20 protein-coding genes are annotated in these 19,380 nt (G+C 69.4%); 16 read left to right on the top strand and 4 right to left on the bottom strand.

Annotated elements, in window-relative coordinates; translation table 11 throughout:
* Nucleotides 1–95: 95 nt before the first annotated feature.
* From WDU99_RS04840 to WDU99_RS04825, 4 genes are all read left to right on the top strand, one after another.
* Nucleotides 96–458, top strand: coding sequence for a YraN family protein (locus tag WDU99_RS04840; protein WP_337331307.1), 363 nt, complete (start codon nucleotides 96–98; stop codon nucleotides 456–458).
* Nucleotides 455–1,984, top strand: a complete 1,530-nt coding sequence (locus WDU99_RS04835) for a YifB family Mg chelatase-like AAA ATPase (RefSeq protein ID WP_337331306.1) — start codon at nucleotides 455–457, stop codon at nucleotides 1,982–1,984. Before WDU99_RS04840 ends, WDU99_RS04835 begins: the two co-directional genes overlap by 4 nt.
* Entirely contained in the window at nucleotides 1,981–3,162 is a 1,182-nt protein-coding gene (locus WDU99_RS04830) for a DNA-processing protein DprA (protein ID WP_337331305.1), read from the top strand. The genes WDU99_RS04835 and WDU99_RS04830 overlap by 4 nt, the downstream gene beginning before the upstream one ends.
* A gap of 100 nt (nucleotides 3,163–3,262) precedes the next feature.
* Nucleotides 3,263–4,165, top strand: a complete 903-nt coding sequence (locus tag WDU99_RS04825; protein WP_337331304.1) for a tyrosine recombinase XerC — start codon at nucleotides 3,263–3,265, stop codon at nucleotides 4,163–4,165.
* 15 nt (nucleotides 4,166–4,180) lie between these two features.
* Here the strand turns inward: WDU99_RS04825 and WDU99_RS04820 are convergent, their stop codons facing one another.
* The 3 genes from WDU99_RS04820 to WDU99_RS04810 form a co-directional block, all read right to left on the bottom strand.
* The gene (locus WDU99_RS04820) at nucleotides 4,181–4,801 is read right to left on the bottom strand and encodes a murein hydrolase activator EnvC family protein (RefSeq protein WP_337331303.1); all 621 of its coding nucleotides are present in this window, start codon (nucleotides 4,799–4,801) and stop codon (nucleotides 4,181–4,183) included.
* A 106-nt stretch (nucleotides 4,802–4,907) separates the two neighbouring features.
* The gene (locus tag WDU99_RS04815; RefSeq protein ID WP_337331302.1) at nucleotides 4,908–5,564 is read right to left on the bottom strand and encodes a response regulator transcription factor; all 657 of its coding nucleotides are present in this window, start codon (nucleotides 5,562–5,564) and stop codon (nucleotides 4,908–4,910) included.
* Nucleotides 5,565–5,566: 2 nt separating this feature from the next.
* Complete coding sequence (locus tag WDU99_RS04810; protein ID WP_337331301.1) at nucleotides 5,567–7,108, bottom strand: sensor histidine kinase; 1,542 nt, start codon at nucleotides 7,106–7,108, stop codon at nucleotides 5,567–5,569.
* 90 nt (nucleotides 7,109–7,198) lie between these two features.
* Between WDU99_RS04810 and WDU99_RS04805 the strand changes: the two genes are divergently transcribed.
* From WDU99_RS04805 to WDU99_RS04760, 10 genes are all read left to right on the top strand, one after another.
* Nucleotides 7,199–8,374 carry a phosphotransferase gene (locus WDU99_RS04805; RefSeq protein WP_337331300.1) on the top strand — a complete coding sequence of 392 codons (1,176 nt, stop codon included), beginning with the start codon at nucleotides 7,199–7,201 and terminating at the stop codon, nucleotides 8,372–8,374.
* 105 nt (nucleotides 8,375–8,479) lie between these two features.
* Nucleotides 8,480–8,923, top strand: a complete 444-nt coding sequence (locus tag WDU99_RS04800) for a hypothetical protein (protein ID WP_337331299.1) — start codon at nucleotides 8,480–8,482, stop codon at nucleotides 8,921–8,923.
* Nucleotides 8,924–9,187: 264 nt separating this feature from the next.
* On the top strand, nucleotides 9,188–10,087 hold the full coding sequence (gene rpsB / locus WDU99_RS04795; protein ID WP_337331298.1) for a 30S ribosomal protein S2: 900 nt from the start codon (nucleotides 9,188–9,190) through the stop codon (nucleotides 10,085–10,087).
* A gap of 43 nt (nucleotides 10,088–10,130) precedes the next feature.
* The gene (tsf, locus tag WDU99_RS04790; protein ID WP_337331297.1) at nucleotides 10,131–10,958 is read left to right on the top strand and encodes a translation elongation factor Ts; all 828 of its coding nucleotides are present in this window, start codon (nucleotides 10,131–10,133) and stop codon (nucleotides 10,956–10,958) included.
* A gap of 92 nt (nucleotides 10,959–11,050) precedes the next feature.
* Nucleotides 11,051–11,767 (top strand): UMP kinase, encoded by a 717-nt coding sequence (pyrH, locus tag WDU99_RS04785; RefSeq protein ID WP_337331296.1) that lies wholly within the window; start codon nucleotides 11,051–11,053, stop codon nucleotides 11,765–11,767.
* A 71-nt stretch (nucleotides 11,768–11,838) separates the two neighbouring features.
* Nucleotides 11,839–12,393 carry a ribosome recycling factor gene (gene frr, locus WDU99_RS04780; protein ID WP_337331295.1) on the top strand — a complete coding sequence of 185 codons (555 nt, stop codon included), beginning with the start codon at nucleotides 11,839–11,841 and terminating at the stop codon, nucleotides 12,391–12,393.
* A 248-nt stretch (nucleotides 12,394–12,641) separates the two neighbouring features.
* Nucleotides 12,642–13,637, top strand: coding sequence for a phosphatidate cytidylyltransferase (locus WDU99_RS04775; protein ID WP_420063986.1), 996 nt, complete (start codon nucleotides 12,642–12,644; stop codon nucleotides 13,635–13,637).
* Nucleotides 13,637–14,227, top strand: coding sequence for a DivIVA domain-containing protein (locus tag WDU99_RS04770; RefSeq protein WP_337331293.1), 591 nt, complete (start codon nucleotides 13,637–13,639; stop codon nucleotides 14,225–14,227). Before WDU99_RS04775 ends, WDU99_RS04770 begins: the two co-directional genes overlap by 1 nt.
* Before the next feature lie 38 nt (nucleotides 14,228–14,265).
* On the top strand, nucleotides 14,266–14,940 hold the full coding sequence (locus WDU99_RS04765; RefSeq protein WP_337331292.1) for an aggregation-promoting factor C-terminal-like domain-containing protein: 675 nt from the start codon (nucleotides 14,266–14,268) through the stop codon (nucleotides 14,938–14,940).
* 9 nt (nucleotides 14,941–14,949) lie between these two features.
* A complete protein-coding gene (locus tag WDU99_RS04760) occupies nucleotides 14,950–15,249 on the top strand; it encodes a hypothetical protein (protein ID WP_337331291.1) in 300 nt (99 codons plus the stop codon).
* A 24-nt stretch (nucleotides 15,250–15,273) separates the two neighbouring features.
* Here WDU99_RS04760 and WDU99_RS04755 read toward each other — a convergent pair whose 3' ends face one another.
* A complete protein-coding gene (locus WDU99_RS04755; RefSeq protein WP_337331290.1) occupies nucleotides 15,274–16,353 on the bottom strand; it encodes an AI-2E family transporter in 1,080 nt (359 codons plus the stop codon).
* Nucleotides 16,354–16,527: 174 nt separating this feature from the next.
* Between WDU99_RS04755 and WDU99_RS04750 the strand changes: the two genes are divergently transcribed.
* Both WDU99_RS04750 and WDU99_RS04745 read left to right on the top strand, forming a co-directional pair.
* The gene (locus WDU99_RS04750) at nucleotides 16,528–18,390 is read left to right on the top strand and encodes a DUF8094 domain-containing protein (protein ID WP_337331289.1); all 1,863 of its coding nucleotides are present in this window, start codon (nucleotides 16,528–16,530) and stop codon (nucleotides 18,388–18,390) included.
* Nucleotides 18,387–19,334, top strand: coding sequence for a tetratricopeptide repeat protein (locus WDU99_RS04745; protein ID WP_337331288.1), 948 nt, complete (start codon nucleotides 18,387–18,389; stop codon nucleotides 19,332–19,334). Before WDU99_RS04750 ends, WDU99_RS04745 begins: the two co-directional genes overlap by 4 nt.
* Nucleotides 19,335–19,380 lie beyond the last annotated feature (46 nt).

Here is a 19,380-nt window from a genome sequence, read left to right as displayed (position 1 = left end):
GCACTCCTGTCCACAACTCGCACCTTGCACTGACCTTTCCACACCTGCCGGGATAAGGTGCATCGGGCGTCCGCGCCACGCACCAGGCTGTCGTCATGGCAGCGAAAGACGACTTCGGACGAGCGGGTGAAGAGCGGGCCGCATCGCATCTGCGTGCAAGCGGTTACGCGATCCTCGAGCGCAACTGGCGGTGCGCGCAGGGCGAGATCGACATCGTCGCCGCGCACGGCGAGATGCTCTGCATCGTCGAGGTGAAGGCCCGGCGCAGTGACGCCTTCGGGCATCCCTTCGAGGCGATCGACGAGCGAAAGCGTCGCCGGCTGTGGCGGCTCGCGTACGCATGGGCGGCAGAGCACCCTGACGCCGCGCGGCGGCGCACGATCCGACTCGAGGTCGTCGGCCTGACGGGGGCGGATGCTGATTCCGCCCTTCTCGAGCACCTGGTGGACCTGCGATGAGCACGGCGCGCACCTGGGCGGTCGCCCTGACCGGGGTCGACGGGCACCTCGTCGAGGTCGAGGCCGACCTCAGCAACCAGACGCCGGGATTCCAGATCATCGGTCTTCCCGACAAGGCGCTCGGCGAGGCGGCACAGCGCGTCCGCAACGCCTGTGTCAACGCGGGTCTGGACTTCCCCCGACGCCGCGTGACCGTGAACCTCTCGCCGGCCAGTCTGCCCAAGCACGGATCGGGCTTCGACGTCAGCATCGCCGTGGCGACCCTCGCGACCGAGGGGGTGGTGCCGCCGCGTGCGATCCGCTCCGCCGTGCACATCGGCGAACTGGGTCTGGACGGACGCCTGCGTCCTGTTCCCGGCGTGCTGCCCGCGGTGTTCGCCGCCGCACGCGCGGGCTTCGAGCGCGTCATCGTGCCGCACGGCAACGCCGAGGAGGCGCGCTTGGTGCCGGGCATCGAGGTGCACGCCGCGATCTCGCTGGCCGAGGTCGCGGCGGTACACGGCGCCGACGTCGAGGTCGCCGACCTGGAGCCGGTCGCCATGCCGTCGGACGATCAGGTCGCCGCCGCGTCTCTCGACCTCGCTGATGTTGTCGGACAGGACGAGGCCGTGGAGGCCCTGGTCGTCGCGGCGGCCGGCGGGCATCACATGATGCTGAGCGGACCGCCGGGGGCGGGCAAGACCATGCTGGCGCGTCGGCTGCCCGGCATCCTCCCGCCGCTGAGCGACGCAGAGGCGCTGGAGGTGGCGGCGATCCGCTCTCTCACCGGGCGGTCCGTCACACGCCTCGACTCCGTCGCACCCTTCGAAGCGCCGCACCACAGCGCATCGGCCGCCGCGTTGGTCGGCGGCGGCTCGCGCGTAGCGAGACCCGGCGCGATCGTGCGTGCGCATCGCGGTGTGCTGTTCCTCGACGAGACACCGGAGTTCCAGAGGGTTGCGCTCGACGCCCTGCGCCAGCCACTGGAATCCGGGCGAATCGAGCTGATCCGCTCGGGATTCACCGCCACCTTCCCAGCACGGTTCCAGCTGATTTTGGCGATGAATCCGTGCCCGTGCGGGCAGTACGGCGTGCGCGGTGAGGAGTGCACCTGCCCGCCCATGATGATCCGCCGCTACGCGGGCAGGCTCTCGGGCCCGCTGCGCGACCGGATCGACATCGACCTGCGCGTGGCCAGGGTGGCCGCGTCGCGTGCGACGTCGGGGGAGCGATCGACACTGACCTCGGATGCTGCGAGGGCGCGCGTGCTGGCTGCGCGAGGCGCCGCGCAGGAGCGCTGGCACGGTTCGCCGTGGCGCGTGAATGGCGACGTGCCCGGCGAGCGCCTGCGGCAGGGGACGATGCGTCTTCCCGCGGCCGTGCGCGCGCCCCTGGACCGTGCGCTCGAACGCGGCGCGGTGACGCTGCGCGCCTACGACCGCGTGCTCCGGATCGCCTGGACTCTCGCGGACCTCGCCGGGAGCGGGATGCCCGGAGTCGACGAGCTCGGCAGAGCACTGTTCCTCAAGAAAGGACTGCTGGCATGACCACCACAGTGACAGGACGGATCACGGTGATCGACGATGATGTGCGGCGCGCCGCTGAGCGGCTGAGGCCCGATGCCGAAGTGGCCGAGACCGCCGCGCGTGCTGCCTGGTCGGTGCTCGTCGAGCCCGGAGACGGCGTCGCGGGGGCATTGATCGGCGCGCTCGGGGCGAACAGAGCGCTGCGTCTTGCGATGGACGACGAGGAACTGCTGCCCCCGGGACTGTTCGAGCCGAGGGCGTTCACCGAGGCGCAGGCGCGGTGGCGTCCGCGTGCACACGCACGCGCAGTGCGCGACGCCCTGGAGTCGTGTCTGGACGTCGGCGGCAGCCTGCTGCTGCCGGGCGATGAGCACTGGCCGCTCGGGCTCGACGACTTGGGACCGCACGCGCCGCTGGCCCTGTGGGCGCGTGGCGACCTGAACGTGCTGAACGGCAGCACGACGGCGTCGATCGTGGGTGCCCGCGCCGCCACTCCGTACGGCGAGGCGGTCGCCGCCGAGATCGCCGGTGACCTCGCAGCCGGCGGGACGGTCATCATCTCCGGGGGAGCGTACGGCATCGACGGAGCGGCCCACCGCGCCGCACTGGGAGCGGGCGGCGCCACCGTCGCCTTCCTCGCGGGCGGCATCGACCGCGCCTACCCGATCGGACATCAGCAGCTGTTCGATCGGATCCGCCGTTCGGGGGCCGTGCTCAGCGAGGTGCCGTGCGGATCCGCCCCGACGAAATGGCGCTTTCTGAGCCGCAACCGCGCGATCGCCGCCGCCGGCATGGCCACCGTGGTCGTCGAGGCCGGCTGGCGCAGCGGCTCACTCAACACGGCTGGGCACGCCGCCGACCTCGGCAGGCCACTCGGTGCCGTGCCGGGACCTGTCAGCTCCGCCGCATCCGCCGGATGTCACCGTCTGCTGCGCGAGTACGACGCGGTGTGCGTGACGAGCGCGCGGGAGGTGCGGGAGCTGTGGGGCGAGTCGGATCAGACACCCGCTCCGTCCACCAAGGAACATCCCGATCACGTGCGTCTGCGAGACGCGCTGAGCACCCGCACACCGCGGGAGCCGCTCGACATCGCTCGCAGGAGCGGGCTGTCGATCGACCGCGTGCGCAGTCTGCTCGGGCTGCTGGCACTGGACGGCACCGTCGTCCAGCGCGACGACGGATGGCAGCGGAGCGGGTGAGGGCCGCCACCTGCGAGCCGCCCTCTGTGGGCCTTCCGCGATCCAGACCGACCGCGGCGCGGCAGCACGGTGGGCGCGGAGGACGGGGCATGCTGGAGCAGTGCGGTACTCCGAAGCGATCGCGACCTTCGCCACGCACCTCGAGCGGGTGCGGCGGCTCTCGCCGGCGACGGTGCGCGCGTACCGTTCGGACCTCGCCGACCTCGGGCGCAGCCTCGCCGCCGACGATCTCGGGGCGATCGATCTCGAGACGCTGCGCGATTGGCTCTGGCAGGCCACGCAGCGGGGTGACGCGCGCTCGACCCTGGCCCGCCGTGCCGCGTCTATACGGTCCTTCTTCGGGTGGGCCCACGAGAGCGAGCTGATCAACACCGACCCCAGTCTCCGGCTGATCACACCCAAGCGCGCCAAGACGCTCCCCGTGGTCGCGTCCAAGGACGGGATCCGTGATCTGCTCGACGCACAGCGCAGCGCAGCATCCGATGGCGACCCGATCGCGCTGCGCGACCATGCGGTCCTGGAGATGCTCTACGGAACCGGTGTGCGTGTCTCAGAACTGTGCGGCATCGACGTCGATGACCTCGACCTGCAGCGAGGAACGGTGCGGGTACTCGGCAAGGGGGCGAAGGAGCGTGTGGTGCCGTTCGGACGTCCGGCCGCCGATGCTGTCGGCGCGTACCTAACGCGCGCCCGAGTCACGCTGCACGCACGTGCATCGCGACCGACCGCCGCGGTCTTCCTCGGCGCCCGCGGGGGACGCATCGCACCCCGCACCGTGTACGGCCTCGTGGCCAGGGTGCTCGGCCCCATCGTCGGCACCGACCACGTCGGGCCGCACGCACTGCGACACTCCGCCGCGACGCACCTGCTCGATGGGGGAGCCGACCTGCGCGCGGTACAGGAGATCCTCGGTCACGCCAGCCTCGGCACCACGCAGATCTACACCCACGTCTCCGCGGAGCGGCTCACCGCGAGCTACCGGCTCGCACACCCCCGCGCGTGAGGTCCCGCGTGGACGTCACTCGCAGCATGGCAGCAGGACCGCGCGCGGCACCTCGCCGAACAGCGGTCGCGGATTGATGTAGGCGCCGTCCATCCGCACACCCACGTGCATCGCGCCGCGCACCGAGTGCCCGCCCGCGGCGACCGTGCCGATCACCTCGCCGGCCGTGACCACGCCACCGGCCACCAACGACGAGATGACAGGTTCCCAGGTCGTCACGTACCCGCCGCCGTGATCGATGGTCAGCAGCGGCCGATCGACGACGGTCCCGCGGAACGCGACGACACCGTCGGCGGGTGCCCGCACCTCGGCTCCCGGCGCCGATGCGATATCCATGCCGCGGTGTCCGGGGCCGTACTCGTGCGCGGGCGCGCGGAACGGGGCCACGACCCGTCGCGCCCCGTTCACCGGCCATGCCCACGGGTAGCCGGGCGCATCTGATCCGGGCGCCTCGTGCACGGCGGGTGTCGCGCCGAGGCCAGGTACGGCAGTGGGCGAGTCCGCCGGCACGGCCACCGCGGGTGAGGTGCCGTTCAGCACCAGCGTCAGCAGCAGGGAAGTCGCAGCGGCCGTGACGATCCGGTGCCGACGCCCACCGCGCGTCGGCACCGGGATGGCAGAAGGTCGAGGCACCATCCGCCCAGCCTGCCCTCTCGGCACCGCTGCCCACCGCCTCGAACCCACGGACCGGGGATAACCTGCGGCCAGAGCAGCGCTGGGGACAACGGTCGATCGGCGGCTCTCACGTCAGCCGGTACCCCACGCCCCGCACGGTCTCGATCAGGTCGGCTCCGAGCTTCTGCCGCAGGTACCCGATGTACACATCGGCGACATTCGAGCCCGGGTCGAAGTCGTATCCCCAGACGCGGCTGAGCAGCTGCTCGCGACTCAGCACCTGTCCCGCATGTCTCACGAGCTCCTCGGCCAGCGCGAACTCGCGTGCCGACAGCTCCACCGCGCGGTCGCCGACGCGTGCTCGCCTGCTGCGCACATCGAGGTGCAGGTCGCCATGGCTCAGGTCGAGAGCCGCGTCCGGCACCTCGCGGCGCATGCGCAGGCGGATCCGCGCCAGCAGCTCGTCGAACCGGAAGGGCTTGCCGAGGTAGTCGTCGGCACCGCCCTCGAGTCCCGCGATCGTGTCGCGCAGCTCGACGCGTGCAGTGAGCATGATCACGGGCAGGGTCGATCCCGATCCGCGCAGCTGCTCGAGCACGTGGAACCCGTCGAAGCCCGGCAGGTTCACGTCGAGCACCAGCAGGTCGAACTCATCGGTGAGCGCGAGCTCCAGAGCTTCGGGACCGGTGGCGGCGATGCGCGTGGCGAACCCCGCCGAGCGCAGGCCCTTGTCGATGAATCCCGAGATGCGGGGCTCGTCGTCGGCGATGAGGATGGATGCCATCATCACTCCTTCTCAGTGCGCGGCGAGCCACCGGGGCTCTCGTCCGAGGTCGGCGTGGCGGGGCCGTCCGCCGGCCTGGCCGACAGCGTGATCGTGAACAGGGCACCGCCGCCGGCGGCGTCGTCGACGCGCACGGACCCGCCGTGGGCGCGGGCGATCAGCTGCACGATGTTCAGTCCGAGTCCGCTGCCGTGCACGCCTTCGGCGGTGGTCCCGCGGCGGAAGCGATCGAAGATGGTCTCCTTGGCGTCATCGGGAACCCCCGGACCGAAGTCACGGACAGACAGCTGGAGCCAGCGGCCGCTCAGTCGGCTGCTGATCACGATGCGTCCACCGCCGTAGGCGACGGCGTTCTGAGCCAGCTGCAGCATCGCCTGCGTGATGCGGTTCGCATCCAGGGCGACGACGCCTTCGGCTGTCTTGCCGCGCTCGACCTCGGCGCCGGCGATGCCCTGTGCCTTGCGGGCGATCTGCTTGATCAGGTCACCGATGTCGACGGGCTCGAGATGCACGGGCGCCGAGCCGTGCAGGGCTGCGGCATCGGAGAGATCCTGAACGAGCCTGCCCATGCGATCCAGCTCGTCGAGGGTGAGCGCCTGCGTGCTGCGCACATCGTCGACGTCGGCGGGATCCATCACCTCGAGGTGACCGTGCACGATGGTGATCGGGGTCTTCAGCTCATGACCGACGTCGCTGAGCAGGCGCCGCTGCGAGTCGAGCGCGTCATCGAGGCGGTCGAGCATCGCGTTCATGGTGCGGGCGAGGTCGGCGACGTCGTCCTTGCCGACGACCGGGATGCGCTCGTCGAGCGATCTCGCCGACACTCGGGTGGCGATCTCGCGCATGTGGCGCAGCGGTCGCAGCAGGCGTGTGGCGACGATGATCCCGACCAGGGCCACGATCGCCAGCGTGATCAGCGACGCGACGACGAACACCCTGGCGGTGCCGTTGAACTCGGCCAGCTCGGCATCGATGTCGTAGACCATCACGAACATCGCCGGCGTGGAGACGGTCGTCGTGCCGTCCTCGACGACGAGCGGCGCCGCGAGGTATCGCCACGCGACACCGTCTTCGGCGTAGGTGCCGATGATGGGCTCACCGCCCGCGGTCTGGTCGAGCAGATAGGCCGCGAACTCGTGCGCACCGCTGAGGTCGACGTCCAGCCGTACACCGGGCACCAGGCTGATCTCGTCGGCCACCATTCCCATCACCCCGGTGTTGTCATCGGGGCTCATCCGCTCGACGACAGCGCGGAGCGCCTCGGGGGCCGAATCCCACGGCCGCCGGTCCGCAGTGTCGTCGGCGGCCTCGCCTTCGGAGACGATGAACCGTGCTGACTCGAGGTTGGCCCGCAGGCGGTCGTCCATCTGATCGAGGTCGGATTGGCGTTCGACGATGTAAACGGCGGTGCCGACCGCGAGCAGACCGATCGCCAGGGTCGCCGTGATGGCCGCGACGATGCGCGTGCGCACGGACACCAGCTGCGGACGCAGAGCATCCGCGATGCGGCTGCGGCGGTTCGCAGAGGACGAGGGGTCGGTCACCCCATCAGTATCCCCGGAGTCGTGCGCCTTCGAAGGCTGTGTAAGAGATGTCTCATCGAACGCGGCTCGCACTCGTGATGCAATGAGGGCATGCCCGACGAGCCTGACGCCGCATTCGCACCCGCACCCGCACACGAGTCCGACCTGGCGATGCTGCGCGATGCGCTCGGATACGACGACACCGACTCGGATGATCACGCTCTCCCGGAGCCCGGCCTGCGCAGTCGGGAGCCGCTGGGGCCGGGAGCCGTAACCGGCTTCGATCTCGACCACGCCGGCGGCATGCAGACCTGGTTCGTCGACACGTCCCGTCTCGCGGTGCAGGCGGAGACCGGTATGAGCACGGGGGAGGACCCCGTGCATCCTGACGCGCGCATCTGGCTGCACCCCGCGGATCCCCACCTGCCCGCACTGGCGGCTGCGGCATTCGGGCATTCGGCGGCGGCTCTGCTCGCGCGACTGGGCATGACCGCGACCGGCGACATCGCGATGATCGGGTACCGACCCGGCCGTCGTGCGGTGCTGCGGGTGGCGACGAATGCCGGGGACGCGTGGATCAAGGTGGTCCGCCCGAGTCGGGTCGACAGGCTGGTGTCGGCGCATCGCGCGTGCGCCGACGGCGGACTCCCGGTGCCGACGCTGCTCGGCTGGGCATCGGAGGGACTGATCGTGCTGGACTCGGCCATCGGGACGCCGGCCGCGGAGGTGCCCTGGCGGCCCGGGCAGCTGCTCGATGAGGTGGATGCGCTGCGCGAGCGGATCGCCCACGTGGCGTGGGACCGGCCGGCGAAGTCGATCGCCGACCGTCTCGACTGGTACGCCGGCCATGCCGGCGACGATGCGGATGCTGCTCGGCTGGTGCGCGGGGTGCGTGCGCTGCTCGCCGGCGCCCCGCAGGCACCGCGCAGCATCGTGCACGGTGACCTGCACTTCGGGCAGGTCTTCCTCGACGAGTCGCACCGGGTCAGCGGGGTCATCGACGTGGACACATTCGGGGTCGGAGTCCCCGCAGAGGATTCGGCCGCGTTCATCGCGCATGCGGTCGCCAGCGCCCGGCTGACCGGCGCGATCGACTCCGCGCGGGTGTGGCGGCTCGCGGATCACGCGCTGCGGCGGTGGGATGCCGCTGATGTGCGCGCCTTCACGGGCATCCATCTGCTGGGTCAGGCCAACGCGGCTCGCGACAACGGCGACGTCATCGGAGCGCGAGAGCTGAGCGCGGCAGCCCTGCGGATCGTCGACGGCGACGGCGCATCACCTTTATAAGAACAGCCTCATGATTCCTTTCGATCCCGCTTAGGACCGCTCGGGAGGATGGAATCACACGCGGATCGGCGACAGGCTGATCCCACGACAGCGAAGGACTGGACGATGACCAAGAAGAAGTGGATCGCGTACGGCGTCGGCGGACTTGTGGGCCTCAGTGTGATCGCGGGTGCCGCGACGGCCGCAGCCGACACGATGAAGCTGCGCACGACGGACGGCGCCGTGGTGCCCGGTGGAGCAGTGTCCGAGCGCAATGGAGTGCTCGACGTGCCCACCGTCCACCTGCAGCAGGCGAACTCGTCGGTGACCGTCGTCAGCGCACCGACCGCGGCGACCGTCGCGTCGGCGGCGTCGGCCGCATCGGCGCCCAGCGCGGCGTCCGCCCCGAGCGCCGCGTCAGCGCCCAGCCCGGCATCCGCTCCGAGCCCTGCCTCGGCACCCAGCCCGGCATCCGCTCCGAGCCCTGCCTCAGCCCCCAGCCCGGCATCCGCTCCCTCAGCGGCGTCGGCCCCGTCGGCCGGATCGGTGGCATCCGCTGCCTCCGACTGAGTCGATTCTGCCTGCGCGGGTCCCGGGTCATCCCGGGGCCCGCGCTCTGCGTGCGAACGGTGAGCACGAGGCGATCCTGTACACTGGGAGAGCACCTCGATCTCGAGGTGACTACGCGTGCCCACAGCGACTTCGGTCGTGGCATCCACATCCACAGGTCCCGCCTCTGCGCGGGTGGGTGTGCGCCGGGCGCCAGGATCATCGGCCACTCGGCCGAGGATGACAACCTCAACGGCGCCCAGGCGCCAGAACCAGGAGACGACCATGGCTGTGGTCACCATCCGCCAGCTGCTCGACAGCGGCGTGCACTTCGGACACCAGACCCGCCGGTGGAACCCGAAGGTCAAGCGCTTCATCCTCACCGAGCGCAGCGGCATCCACATCATCGACCTGCAGCAGTCGCTGGCGTACATCGACAACGCCTACGACTTCGTGAAGGAGACGGTCGCACGTGGCGGCACGATCCTCTTCGTCGGCACCAAGAAGCAGGCGCAGGAGATCCTCGCCGAGCAGGCCGACCGCGTCGGCCAGCCGTACGTCAACCAGCGCTGGCTCGGTGGACTGCTGACCAACTTCTCGACCATCGCGAAGCGCCTCGCCCGCATGAAGGAGCTCGAGGAGCTCGACTACGAGAACCCCGCCGCCTCGGGCTTCACCAAGAAGGAGCTGCTGCTCAAGAAGCGCGAGCTCGACAAGCTGCACAAGTCGCTCGGCGGCATCCGCAACCTCTCGAAGACCCCGTCGGCCCTGTGGGTCGTCGACGCCAAGCGCGAGCACCTCGCGATCGACGAGGCGAAGAAGCTGGGCATCCCCGTCATCGGCATCCTCGACACCAACGCCGACCCCGACGACTTCCAGTACCCGATCCCCGGCAACGACGACGCGATCCGTTCGGTCTCGCTGCTGACGCGCATCATCGCCGACGCTGCCGCCGAGGGCCTGCAGCAGAAGCACAACCCCGACGCCGGCGCGGCTGAGCCGCTCGCCGAATGGGAGCGCGAGCTGCTCGAGGGCGGTGCCGAGGCTCCGGCCGCCGAAGAGGCTCCGGCCGCTGAAGCTCCCGCTGCCGAAGAGGCTCCCGCTGCCGAAGAGGCTCCCGCCGCCGAGGCTCCCGCCGCTGACGAGGCTCCCGCCGAGCCCGTCGCCGACGCCGACGCCAAGTAAGTCACCCCTACACGCACAGACACGAAGCAAGGAGCCACCACACATGGCCAACTTCACCATCGCCGACATCAAGGCGCTGCGCGAGCAGCTCGGCACCGGAATGGTCGACACCAAGAAGGCGCTCGAGGAGGCTGGCGGAGACGTCGAGAAGGCCACCGAGATCCTGCGCCTGAAGGGTGCCAAGGGCAACGCGAAGCGCGCTGACCGCTCCACCAGCGAGGGCCTGGTCGCCGCGCGTGAGATCGACGGCGGCGTGACGCTGATCGAGCTCGCCTGCGAGACCGACTTCGTCGCGAAGAACGAGCGCTTCATCGCGCTGGCAGACAAGGTCGCCGACGCCGTCTCGGCCGCAGGCGCCGACTCGCTGGAGGCCGCACTGGCCGCTCCGGCAGGCGACGTCACGGTCGAGCAGCTGATCTCCGACGAGGCTGCGATCATCGGCGAGAAGGTCGAGCTGCGTCGCGTCCGCACCCTCAAGGGTGACGCGTTCTCGGTGTACCTGCACCGCACCAGCAAGGACCTGCCGCCGCAGATCGGCGTCGTCGTCGCCTACACGGGTGACGACGCCGAGACCGCTCGCAGCATCGCGCAGCACATCTCATTCGCGAACCCGTCGTACCTCACCCGTGAGGACGTCCCGGCAGCCGACGTCGAGAAGGAGCGCGAGATCGTCACCGAGATCTCGCGCAACGAGGGCAAGCCCGAGGCCGCCCTGCCGAAGATCGTCGAGGGTCGTGTGACCGCTTACTTCAAGCAGGTCGCGCTTCTCGAGCAGGACTACGTGAAGGACAACAAGCAGTCCGTGGCCCAGGTGACGAAGGATGCCGGCATCGCCGTCACCGACTTCGCCCGGTTCAAGGTCGGCGCGTAACACCTCAGAGGGGGTTCGGATCCGTGTGATCCGGACCCCCTTCTTCATGCCCACGAGGCACTATCTTGAGACGGGATGAGAGGACACTCCCCATGACCGAACACACCGGACGCCGTCGCGTCCTCCTGAAGCTCTCCGGAGAGGCATTCGGCGCAGGTCAGCTCGGCGTCAACCCCGATGTGGTCAGCCAGATCGCCCGCGACATCGCAGCCGCGGTGGATCGCGTCGAGATCGCCATCGTCGTCGGGGGCGGCAACTTCTTCCGCGGGGCGGAACTGAGCCAGCGCGGCATGGATCGCGGACGCGCCGACTACATGGGAATGCTCGGCACCGTGATGAACGCCCTCGCCCTGCAGGACTTCCTCGAGCAGGCGGGTGCGGCGACACGCGTGCAGTCCGCGATCTCGATGACCCAGGTCGCCGAGCCCTACATCCCGCTGCGCGCGGAACGTCACATGGAGAAGGGGCGCGTGGTCATCTTCGGTGCCGGCGCCGGCCTGCCGTACTTCTCGACCGACACGGTGGCCGCACAGCGTGCGCTGGAGATCGGCGCCGACGAAGTGCTCGTCGCCAAGAACGGCGTCGACGCGATCTACACCGCCGATCCGCACAAGGACGCCAACGCCGAGCGCATCGAGCGCGTCACCTATCGCGACGCGCTGCAGCGGGGACTGAAGGTGGTCGATTCGACGGCATTCAGCCTGTGCATGGACAACAACATGGACATGCGCGTGTTCGGCATGGAACCGGCCGGCAACGTCACGCGCGCTCTGCTCGGCGAGCAGATCGGTACGCTCGTGACGTCCTGACCACCGTCGCTCCCCGTCCGGAGCGACCGCGCCGGATAGAATTGCTGAAACCCTCGACGTAAGGAGACACCGTGATCGCGGACGTCCTCACTGACACCACTGCACGAATGGGGCGCGCTGTCGACGCCGCCAAGGACGATTTCGCCACGGTCCGCACCGGCAGGGCCAACCCGCAGCTCTTCCAGAAGCTGATGGTGGAGTACTACGGCACACCTACGCCGATCGCTCAGCTCGCGTCGATGGCCAACCCCGAGGCACGCACGCTGATCGTCACCCCGTACGACAAGAGCGCGCTCAAGGCGATCGAGCAGGCGATCCGCGACATGCCGAACCTCGGCGCGAACCCGACGAACGACGGCAACATCGTCCGCGTCACGATGCCCGAGCTGACCGAGGAGCGCCGCAAGGAGTACGTCAAGCTGGTGCGCTCGAAGGGTGAGGACGCGAAGGTGCAGCTGCGCGGCATCCGCCGCAAGGCGAAGGACCAGCTGGACGCTCTGAAAGCCGACGTCGGCGAAGACGAGATCGCGCGTGGCGAGAAGGAGCTCGACGCTCTGACCCGTCAGCACGTCGACGCCATCGACGAGGCGCTCAAGCGCAAAGAGGCCGAGCTTCTCGAGGTCTGAACCGAATGTCTGACGACAGCGAATCCGGGGATCGCCCGCTCACGCGGCGCGAGGCGCGCATGGCCGAGCAGGCCAGGGCATCCGCCGCCTCGGATGCGGGTGCGGCGGATGCCGACGGCGGTGTGATCCCGTCCCCGCCGGCGACGGATGCGACTCCGGTGACGGGTCCGACGCCGGCTTCGGCGGTGCCGCTCACGGATGCAGCGTTCCCGTCGTTCGACGCGGCCAGCGTCCCGCCGCGCCCGCCGATGCCCGCAGAGCCAGCGCCGGGGGTGCACCCTGGCAGGCCCGACACCGGCGACCACAGTGCGATCCGCGACCAGTGGCGCGCTGCGCGCGATGAGCTGGAATCCCAGGTATCGCAGGCACGTGAGCAGTTCGATCAGGCGAATGAGCGGATCAAGCAGCGCACCGGCCGTGACCTCATCGTCGCGATCCTGATCGGCGTCGCGATCGGCGCCGTGCTGTTGGCATCGCTGCTGTTCGTCAAGGCGCTGTTCATCCCGTTCGCCGTCGCCGCCGGCCTGCTGGGCACCTATGAGCTCTGCCGTGCGCTCCGTGGCGGAGGTCGGCGCATCGACATCGTTCCGCAGATGATCGGCGGCCTGGCGATCCTGCTGGTGGGCTACTTCGCCGACCTCTGGCTCAGCTGGGTCGTGCTGTTCGCCGCCGTGGTGTTCGTCATCGTGTGGCGGATGGTCGCGCAGATGATCGCGCAGGACGGTCGCACCTACGGTGACGTCCTCGCCGACGTTCTCGTCGGTGCCTTCGTGCAGGTGTACGTGCCCTTCCTCACGTCGGTCGCGCTCATGCTGCTCAGTCGCGAGAACGGCGAGTTGTGGGTGCTGTCGTTCATCGGGATCGCCGTCGCCGCCGACACCTGTGCCTATGCGGCGGGGCTCGCGTTCGGCAAGCATCCGATGGCGCCGCGGATCAGCCCGAAGAAGACCTGGGAGGGCTTCGGCGGCGCCGTGGCCGGTGTGCTGATCGTCGGGGTGCTCCTGGCGGTCTTCCTGCTGCAGCTGCCATGGTGGGCAGGGCTCATCCTCGGCGCGTCCGTACTCATCTCCGCGACCCTCGGTGATCTGGGCGAGTCGATGCTCAAGCGCGACCTCGGCATCAAGGACATGAGTTCATGGCTGCCGGGCCACGGCGGACTGCTCGACCGGCTCGACAGCATCCTGCCCTCGACGGTGCCTGCCCTCGCACTCTCGTTCCTGCTCGCCCCCTGGATCGGATCGTGATGACTGACAGTGACCTCGACGCGCTTACCGCAGATGACGATGAGCAGACGCCGCCCGCGTTCCCGCTGACCAGCGGACGCCGCCGCGGCTACCACCGCGCCGCCGTCGACGCGTTCCTCGAGTCCGCCCGTGCGGCGTTCGAGGATGACCGCGGCGACTTCGGCGCAGAGGACGTGCGCTTCGCGTCATTCCCTCTCGTCAAGCACGGCTATGTCGTCTCGGATGTCGACGCCGCGCTGTCGCGCGTGGAGGATGCCTTCGCATCGAGATCACGGGAGCGGGCGGTGCGCACGCTGGGCGTCGACGCCTGGGTGGCGCAGGCGCGCGAGGAGGCGCAGCGGGTGCTCGATCACCTGACCCGCCCAGCTCGGCACCGCTTCGCCCGCACGGGCATCCTCACCTTCGGCTATCGTCTCGACGAGGTCGACCACGTCGCCGATCGCATCTCGGCCTATCTCCGTGAAGGAGAGGCGCTGACGGTGGAGCAGGTGCGCGGAGCCGCGTTCCGGATGCAGCGCGGTGGCTACCGCGAAGAGCAGGTGGATGCCCTGCTGGATGCGACCGTCGAGGTGATGCTCGCTGTTCGCTGATATTCTCATGAATGTCTCAGACAGCTGTGCATAGACTGATGCCCATCGTGACTCCCGATAACGAACTGATCTCGACGCGCCCGTCGGCACCGCGGCCGCAGAAGCGCACGTCGACGCGCCGACGCGGCAGCGCCGTGCTCGCCGGACTCGCGGTGATCGGCTTCTCCGCGGCGATGATCGCCCCGACCGGGATGGCGATGGCTGATCCCGCGGTGACGGAAGACACCCAGACGGCATTCTCGCTGGCTGCCGGTGAGACTCAGAGCATCACGGTGAGCGTCGAGGGCTCCAAGATCGAGCCCATCGTGCGCAGCGGCTTCGACGTATACGTCAAGCCGAAGCCCAAGCCCAAGCCGAAGCCGGTCGTGGCCTCGTCCGACTCCGATTCGGGTGGCAGCGGTGGCGGCAGCGCTCCGCCGCCACGGTACTCGGGCGGTGGCTCCAAGGAGGACTGGATGTCGGCCGCCGGCATCGCGCAGAGCGACTGGGGCTACGTCGACTACATCGTCTCGCGGGAGAGCGGCTGGAACCCGAACGCGACGAACTCGTCGTCCGGAGCGTGCGGTCTCGTGCAGGCTCTGCCCTGCAGCAAGGTTCCCGGCAACGGCTACAACCCCGTCGACAACCTGCGCTGGGGCAACGGCTATGCCGTGGGCCGTTACGGCAGCTGGGCGAGCGCGTACGACTTCTGGACGCGCAACCACTGGTGGTAGACCACCGGCATGGCACGATCACGATCACGATCACGCAGACGGGAGCCTGACCGCTCCGGCGGCGAGGACTCCTTCCAGAGGCTGCTCGCGGGGTGGAAGCGCAGCGAGACCAGGGGCGGTCGAGAATGGACCGTTCAGCCCGTGTCGACGGTGCAGGCGGTGAAGGAGTACACCTGTCCGGGGTGCCACCGCACGATCGCGCCACAGACCGCTCATGTCGTGGTGTGGCGCGCCGACGGCGTGCTGGGGGAGTCCGCCGATCTGGCGGCCCGGCGTCACTGGCACTCGCACTGCTGGCGCATCGCCTGATCGTGCGGAGGAGCGGGATGTCGGCTAGCGCTGGTCCATCCGCGGGATCAGCACCTGACGATAGATGATGAGGATGCTGGCGGCGACCGGGATCGCGATGAGGGCGCCGAGCAGACCGAGCAGTGCACCGCCGGAGAGGGCTGCGATCACGACGACGGCGCCGGGCACCGAGACGGCACGACTCATGATGCGCGGAGCGAGGAAGTACGCCTCGACCTGCATGTAGATCAGGTAGTAGATCGCGGCGGCGAGTGCCGTGGCGGGGGAGCCGACTCCCGGCAGAAGACACGCGAGCACGATGATCGTCGATCCGGTGAGCGTGCCGACCAGCGGGATCAGCGAGAAGAAGAACGCGATGACCGCGAGCACCGCCGTGAACGGCGCGTTGATGATCGACAGGAAGATCGCACTGAGGATGCCGTTGATGACCCCGAGTGAGACCTGGCCCATCACGTAGTGGCCGACGGAGTCGGTGATCTGATCGGCGATGTCGATGAAGCGCTCGCGCTTCGACGCCGGCACCAGCTGGTACGCGGAGCGCTTGAGAGACGGCGTCGAGGCGGTGAGGTAGATCGTCAGCACGAGCACGATGAACGCGCCGAACAGACCTGCCAGTACGGCACCGCCGATGACCAGCACGCCCTGTCCGATCGTCTCGGTCCACCCGGCGACGTTGTTCTGCCAGTCCTCCTTCGCCATCCAATCCGTGACATACGCGAACACGTCGTCGACGGCGAGGTTGGGGAAGGTCTCGGTCATCCACCCCTTGAGCGACTCGATCGTCTGCTCGCCGTTCTGCACGAGCGGGGTGATCTGATCGACCAGTTCGGAGATCTGCTCGATCAGCACGGGCAGCACGATCAGCACGACCGCCGCGAAGATGCTGAGCACGGCCAGGATGGTGATCAGCACCGCGGCCCAGCGGGGAAGCCCGCGACGCTCAAGCATCGTGACCACGGGGTCGAGACCGAGACTCAGGAACAGGGCGGTGCCGATGTACAGGATCACGGTCGACAGCGTCTGTATGCTCGTGATCATCAGGATGCCGAGGCCCACCCCGAGCGTCGCCACCAGCGCAGTGCGGAACGGATTGTGGATCTTCATTGCTCTCCTGATCGACCTCAGAAGAGCCTAATGGCTCGCGTTCCCAGCTTCGTGCGAACTGCCGCAAAGGCGCCGTGCATGTCGCTCGTGGTCAACGCACAGGTGGTTTCGCTAGTGTCGAATGTCGAGCGGAGACCGTCGGGGAGGGCCCGAGGGCGCGTAAGGAGCTGATTCGTGCGTTTCGTATGGGCCGTCGTGGCCTTCGTGCTGGCCACGGTTCTGATCGGAGCCGGGATCGCCCAGCGCACCATCTTCATGGGACCGTCCGAGCAGCGGATGGAGCTGAGCATCGACGAGTCGGCACCCTTCGTGCTCGTCGACGCCGATGTTCTGGCCGCCCACGACGGGCTGCAGACCCTGCTCGTGCGGGGCGATGGCGACATCTTCGTCGCCTACGGCAGAACTGCAGACATGGAGGCGTGGCTCGCCGACGCGGAGTACACCCACGTGACGCTGACTGACGAGGCGGAGCCCAAGTCGACCGCCGTCGACGCGCAGCAGGCGCCTGCCGAGGGCGGCGAGACCGCGGGACGCAACCCGGCCGGCTCCGATCTCTGGCTGGACTCGTTCAGCGAGACGGACTCGCTTGTCGCGGGCCTCGAGCTCACTGAAGGGCTCAGCGTGCTCATCGCACGCGATGGCGTGCAGCCGGCACCCACTGACATCCTGATCTCGTGGCCGCTCGACACCCGCACCCCGTTCGCCGGCCCGCTCATGGCCGCCGGCGGCCTGCTGCTGCTGGTCGGACTGGTCCTGTATGTGCTGGCGATCCGTCATCAGCGCCGAGGGCGCGGACCTCGGCGCAAGGGCACCGGACCGCTTCCCGAGACCCAGCCGATCGGGATCGACGAGGTGCATGCCGCCGAGGCGATTGACGGTGGTATGCCGGCATCCGACGCTCAGGGCCGCCGCGGGACCGACGGCGGGCCGGAGTCCGGCGCGGAGCCCGGGCGCGCGCAGCGCAGCACCGGCGCGCGCCGCCTCGCCGTCGGACTTCCCGCTCTGGCACTGACGGCGGTGCTCGCCACCGGTTGCTCGGCCGAGTCGTGGCCGCAGTTCGGCGGCGACACGCCATCGCCTACCCCGACGCCGACCGTGGTCGCTCCCGAGGACCAGAAGCCGCCGGTGGTGACCCAGAAGCAGGGGCAGCGCATCGTCTCCGAGATCGCCGAGACGGTCGCACAGGCCGACACCGACCTCGACATCGATCTCGCGGCGACCCGACTCACCGGCGCAGCCCTGGAGGGCCGCCGCACCGAGTACACCCTGCGCAGCAAGATCGCCGAGCGCGAGGGCGCGCTGACCGCTCCGCGCGACAAGGTCAAGGTGCTGCTGCCCGAAGCCACCGACAGCTGGCCGCGCACCGTCATGGTGCTCACCGTGTCCGAGAACGATGACACGGTGCCGCCGGTCCTGCTCACCATGACGCAGGCCGACCCGTGGGCCGACTACAAAATCGCCGAGATGGCGGACATGCCGGCGTCGTCGGAGTTCCCCGACGTGGCTCCGGCGTGGCTCGGCGCCACGCGCGTGCCCACGGAGTCGCCGTTCCTTTCGCTGCCGCCGGCGGAGCTCGCCGCAGCCTTCGCGGACTTCGTCGATGCGGGCGACAAGAGCGAGTACGCCGGCAGCTTCGATGAGATGGCGCAGCAGCTCGCTCAGACGGTGCGTGACAGCCGCGCGGCGGTGGTGCAGGGACTGAAGGACAAGAACGCCGACAAGACGTCGAAGGCCGCGTTCGACATGACCGCGGCCGATGCGGATCCGCTGGCCATGGCGACCCTTGACAGCGGAGCTGTCGTCGCGGTCAGCGTGCTCGACTCCGAGACGATCACGCCAACCAGCAAGGACGCCGTGATCAGGATCGGCGACAATGAAGAGGCCAAGGTGCTCACCGGCGCCAAGGAATCGGCCAAGGGCTTCCAGACGACCTACTCGATCCAGTTGTTCTTCGCTGTTCCGGCACAGGGTTCGAACGAGCAGATCCGTCTGCTCGCGTACCACCAGGACCTCCTCAGTGTGAAGGTGATCAAGTGACTGAAATCTCCCCCACGGCACTTCGCGGTGCCGTCGACCTCTCGTCCCTCCGCGGTCGTGACTCGCAGCACGCGCCGGCGCCCGCCGGTGCCGCAGCAGCGGGAGCGCCTGCGGGCGGAGTCGTCGTGGATGTGACCGACGCCTCCTTCGGCGAGATCCTCGAGCTCTCCCGCAGCGTGCCGGTCGTCGTCGATCTCTGGGCCGAATGGTGCGGACCGTGCAAGCAGCTGAGCCCGATCATCGAGAAGGTCACTCGCGAGCAGAACGGTCGCGTCGTGCTGGCGAAGGTCGATGTCGACGCCAACCCTCAGATCGCCCAGGCGTTCCGCGCGCAGTCGATCCCCATGGTCGTCGCCCTCATCGGCGGACAGCCGGTGCCGATGTTCACCGGCGCCGTGCCCGAAGAGCAGGTGCGCGAGGTCTTCGCCCGGCTCCTTGAGGTCGCAGCACAGAACGGCGTCACCGGCAGCGTCCCCACCGATGGCGCCGAGCCCGAGGGCCAGGGCGCCGACGAGCCGGAGGAGGCGCCACTGCCGCCGCTGCACGCCGAGGCCTTCGAGGCGATCGAGGCGGGCGACTACGCGCGTGCGGTCACCGCATACGAGAAGGCGCTGGCCGAGAACCCTCGTGACGAGGACGCGAAGGCGGGCCTCGGGCAGGTGCGTCTGCTCGACCGGGTGCAGGGGCTCGACCTGCAGCAGGTGCGGACGGCCGCGGCCGCGGCGCCGCACGACATCGATGTGCAGTTCCAGGTCGCCGACCTCGACGTCGCGGGCGGGCACGTCGACGATGCGTTCGGTCGGCTGCTCGACCTGTTCACCGAGGTCGAACCTGACGAGCGCCCCCGAGTGCGTGAGCGGCTCGTCGAGCTGTTCGACCTGGTCGGTTCCGCCGATCCGCGGGTTGCATCGGCGCGGACGCGCCTGGCATCCCTGCTCTTCTGAGCACCGCGCCGCGCTGATGGCGCGCGGGTGTTCGCGGCGCGCCGCA

It is taken from the genome of Microbacterium bandirmense (assembly GCF_037204185.1).
Lineage (GTDB): Bacteria > Actinomycetota > Actinomycetes > Actinomycetales > Microbacteriaceae > Microbacterium > Microbacterium bandirmense.
This window is presented reverse-complemented; position numbering and strand designations above follow the sequence as displayed.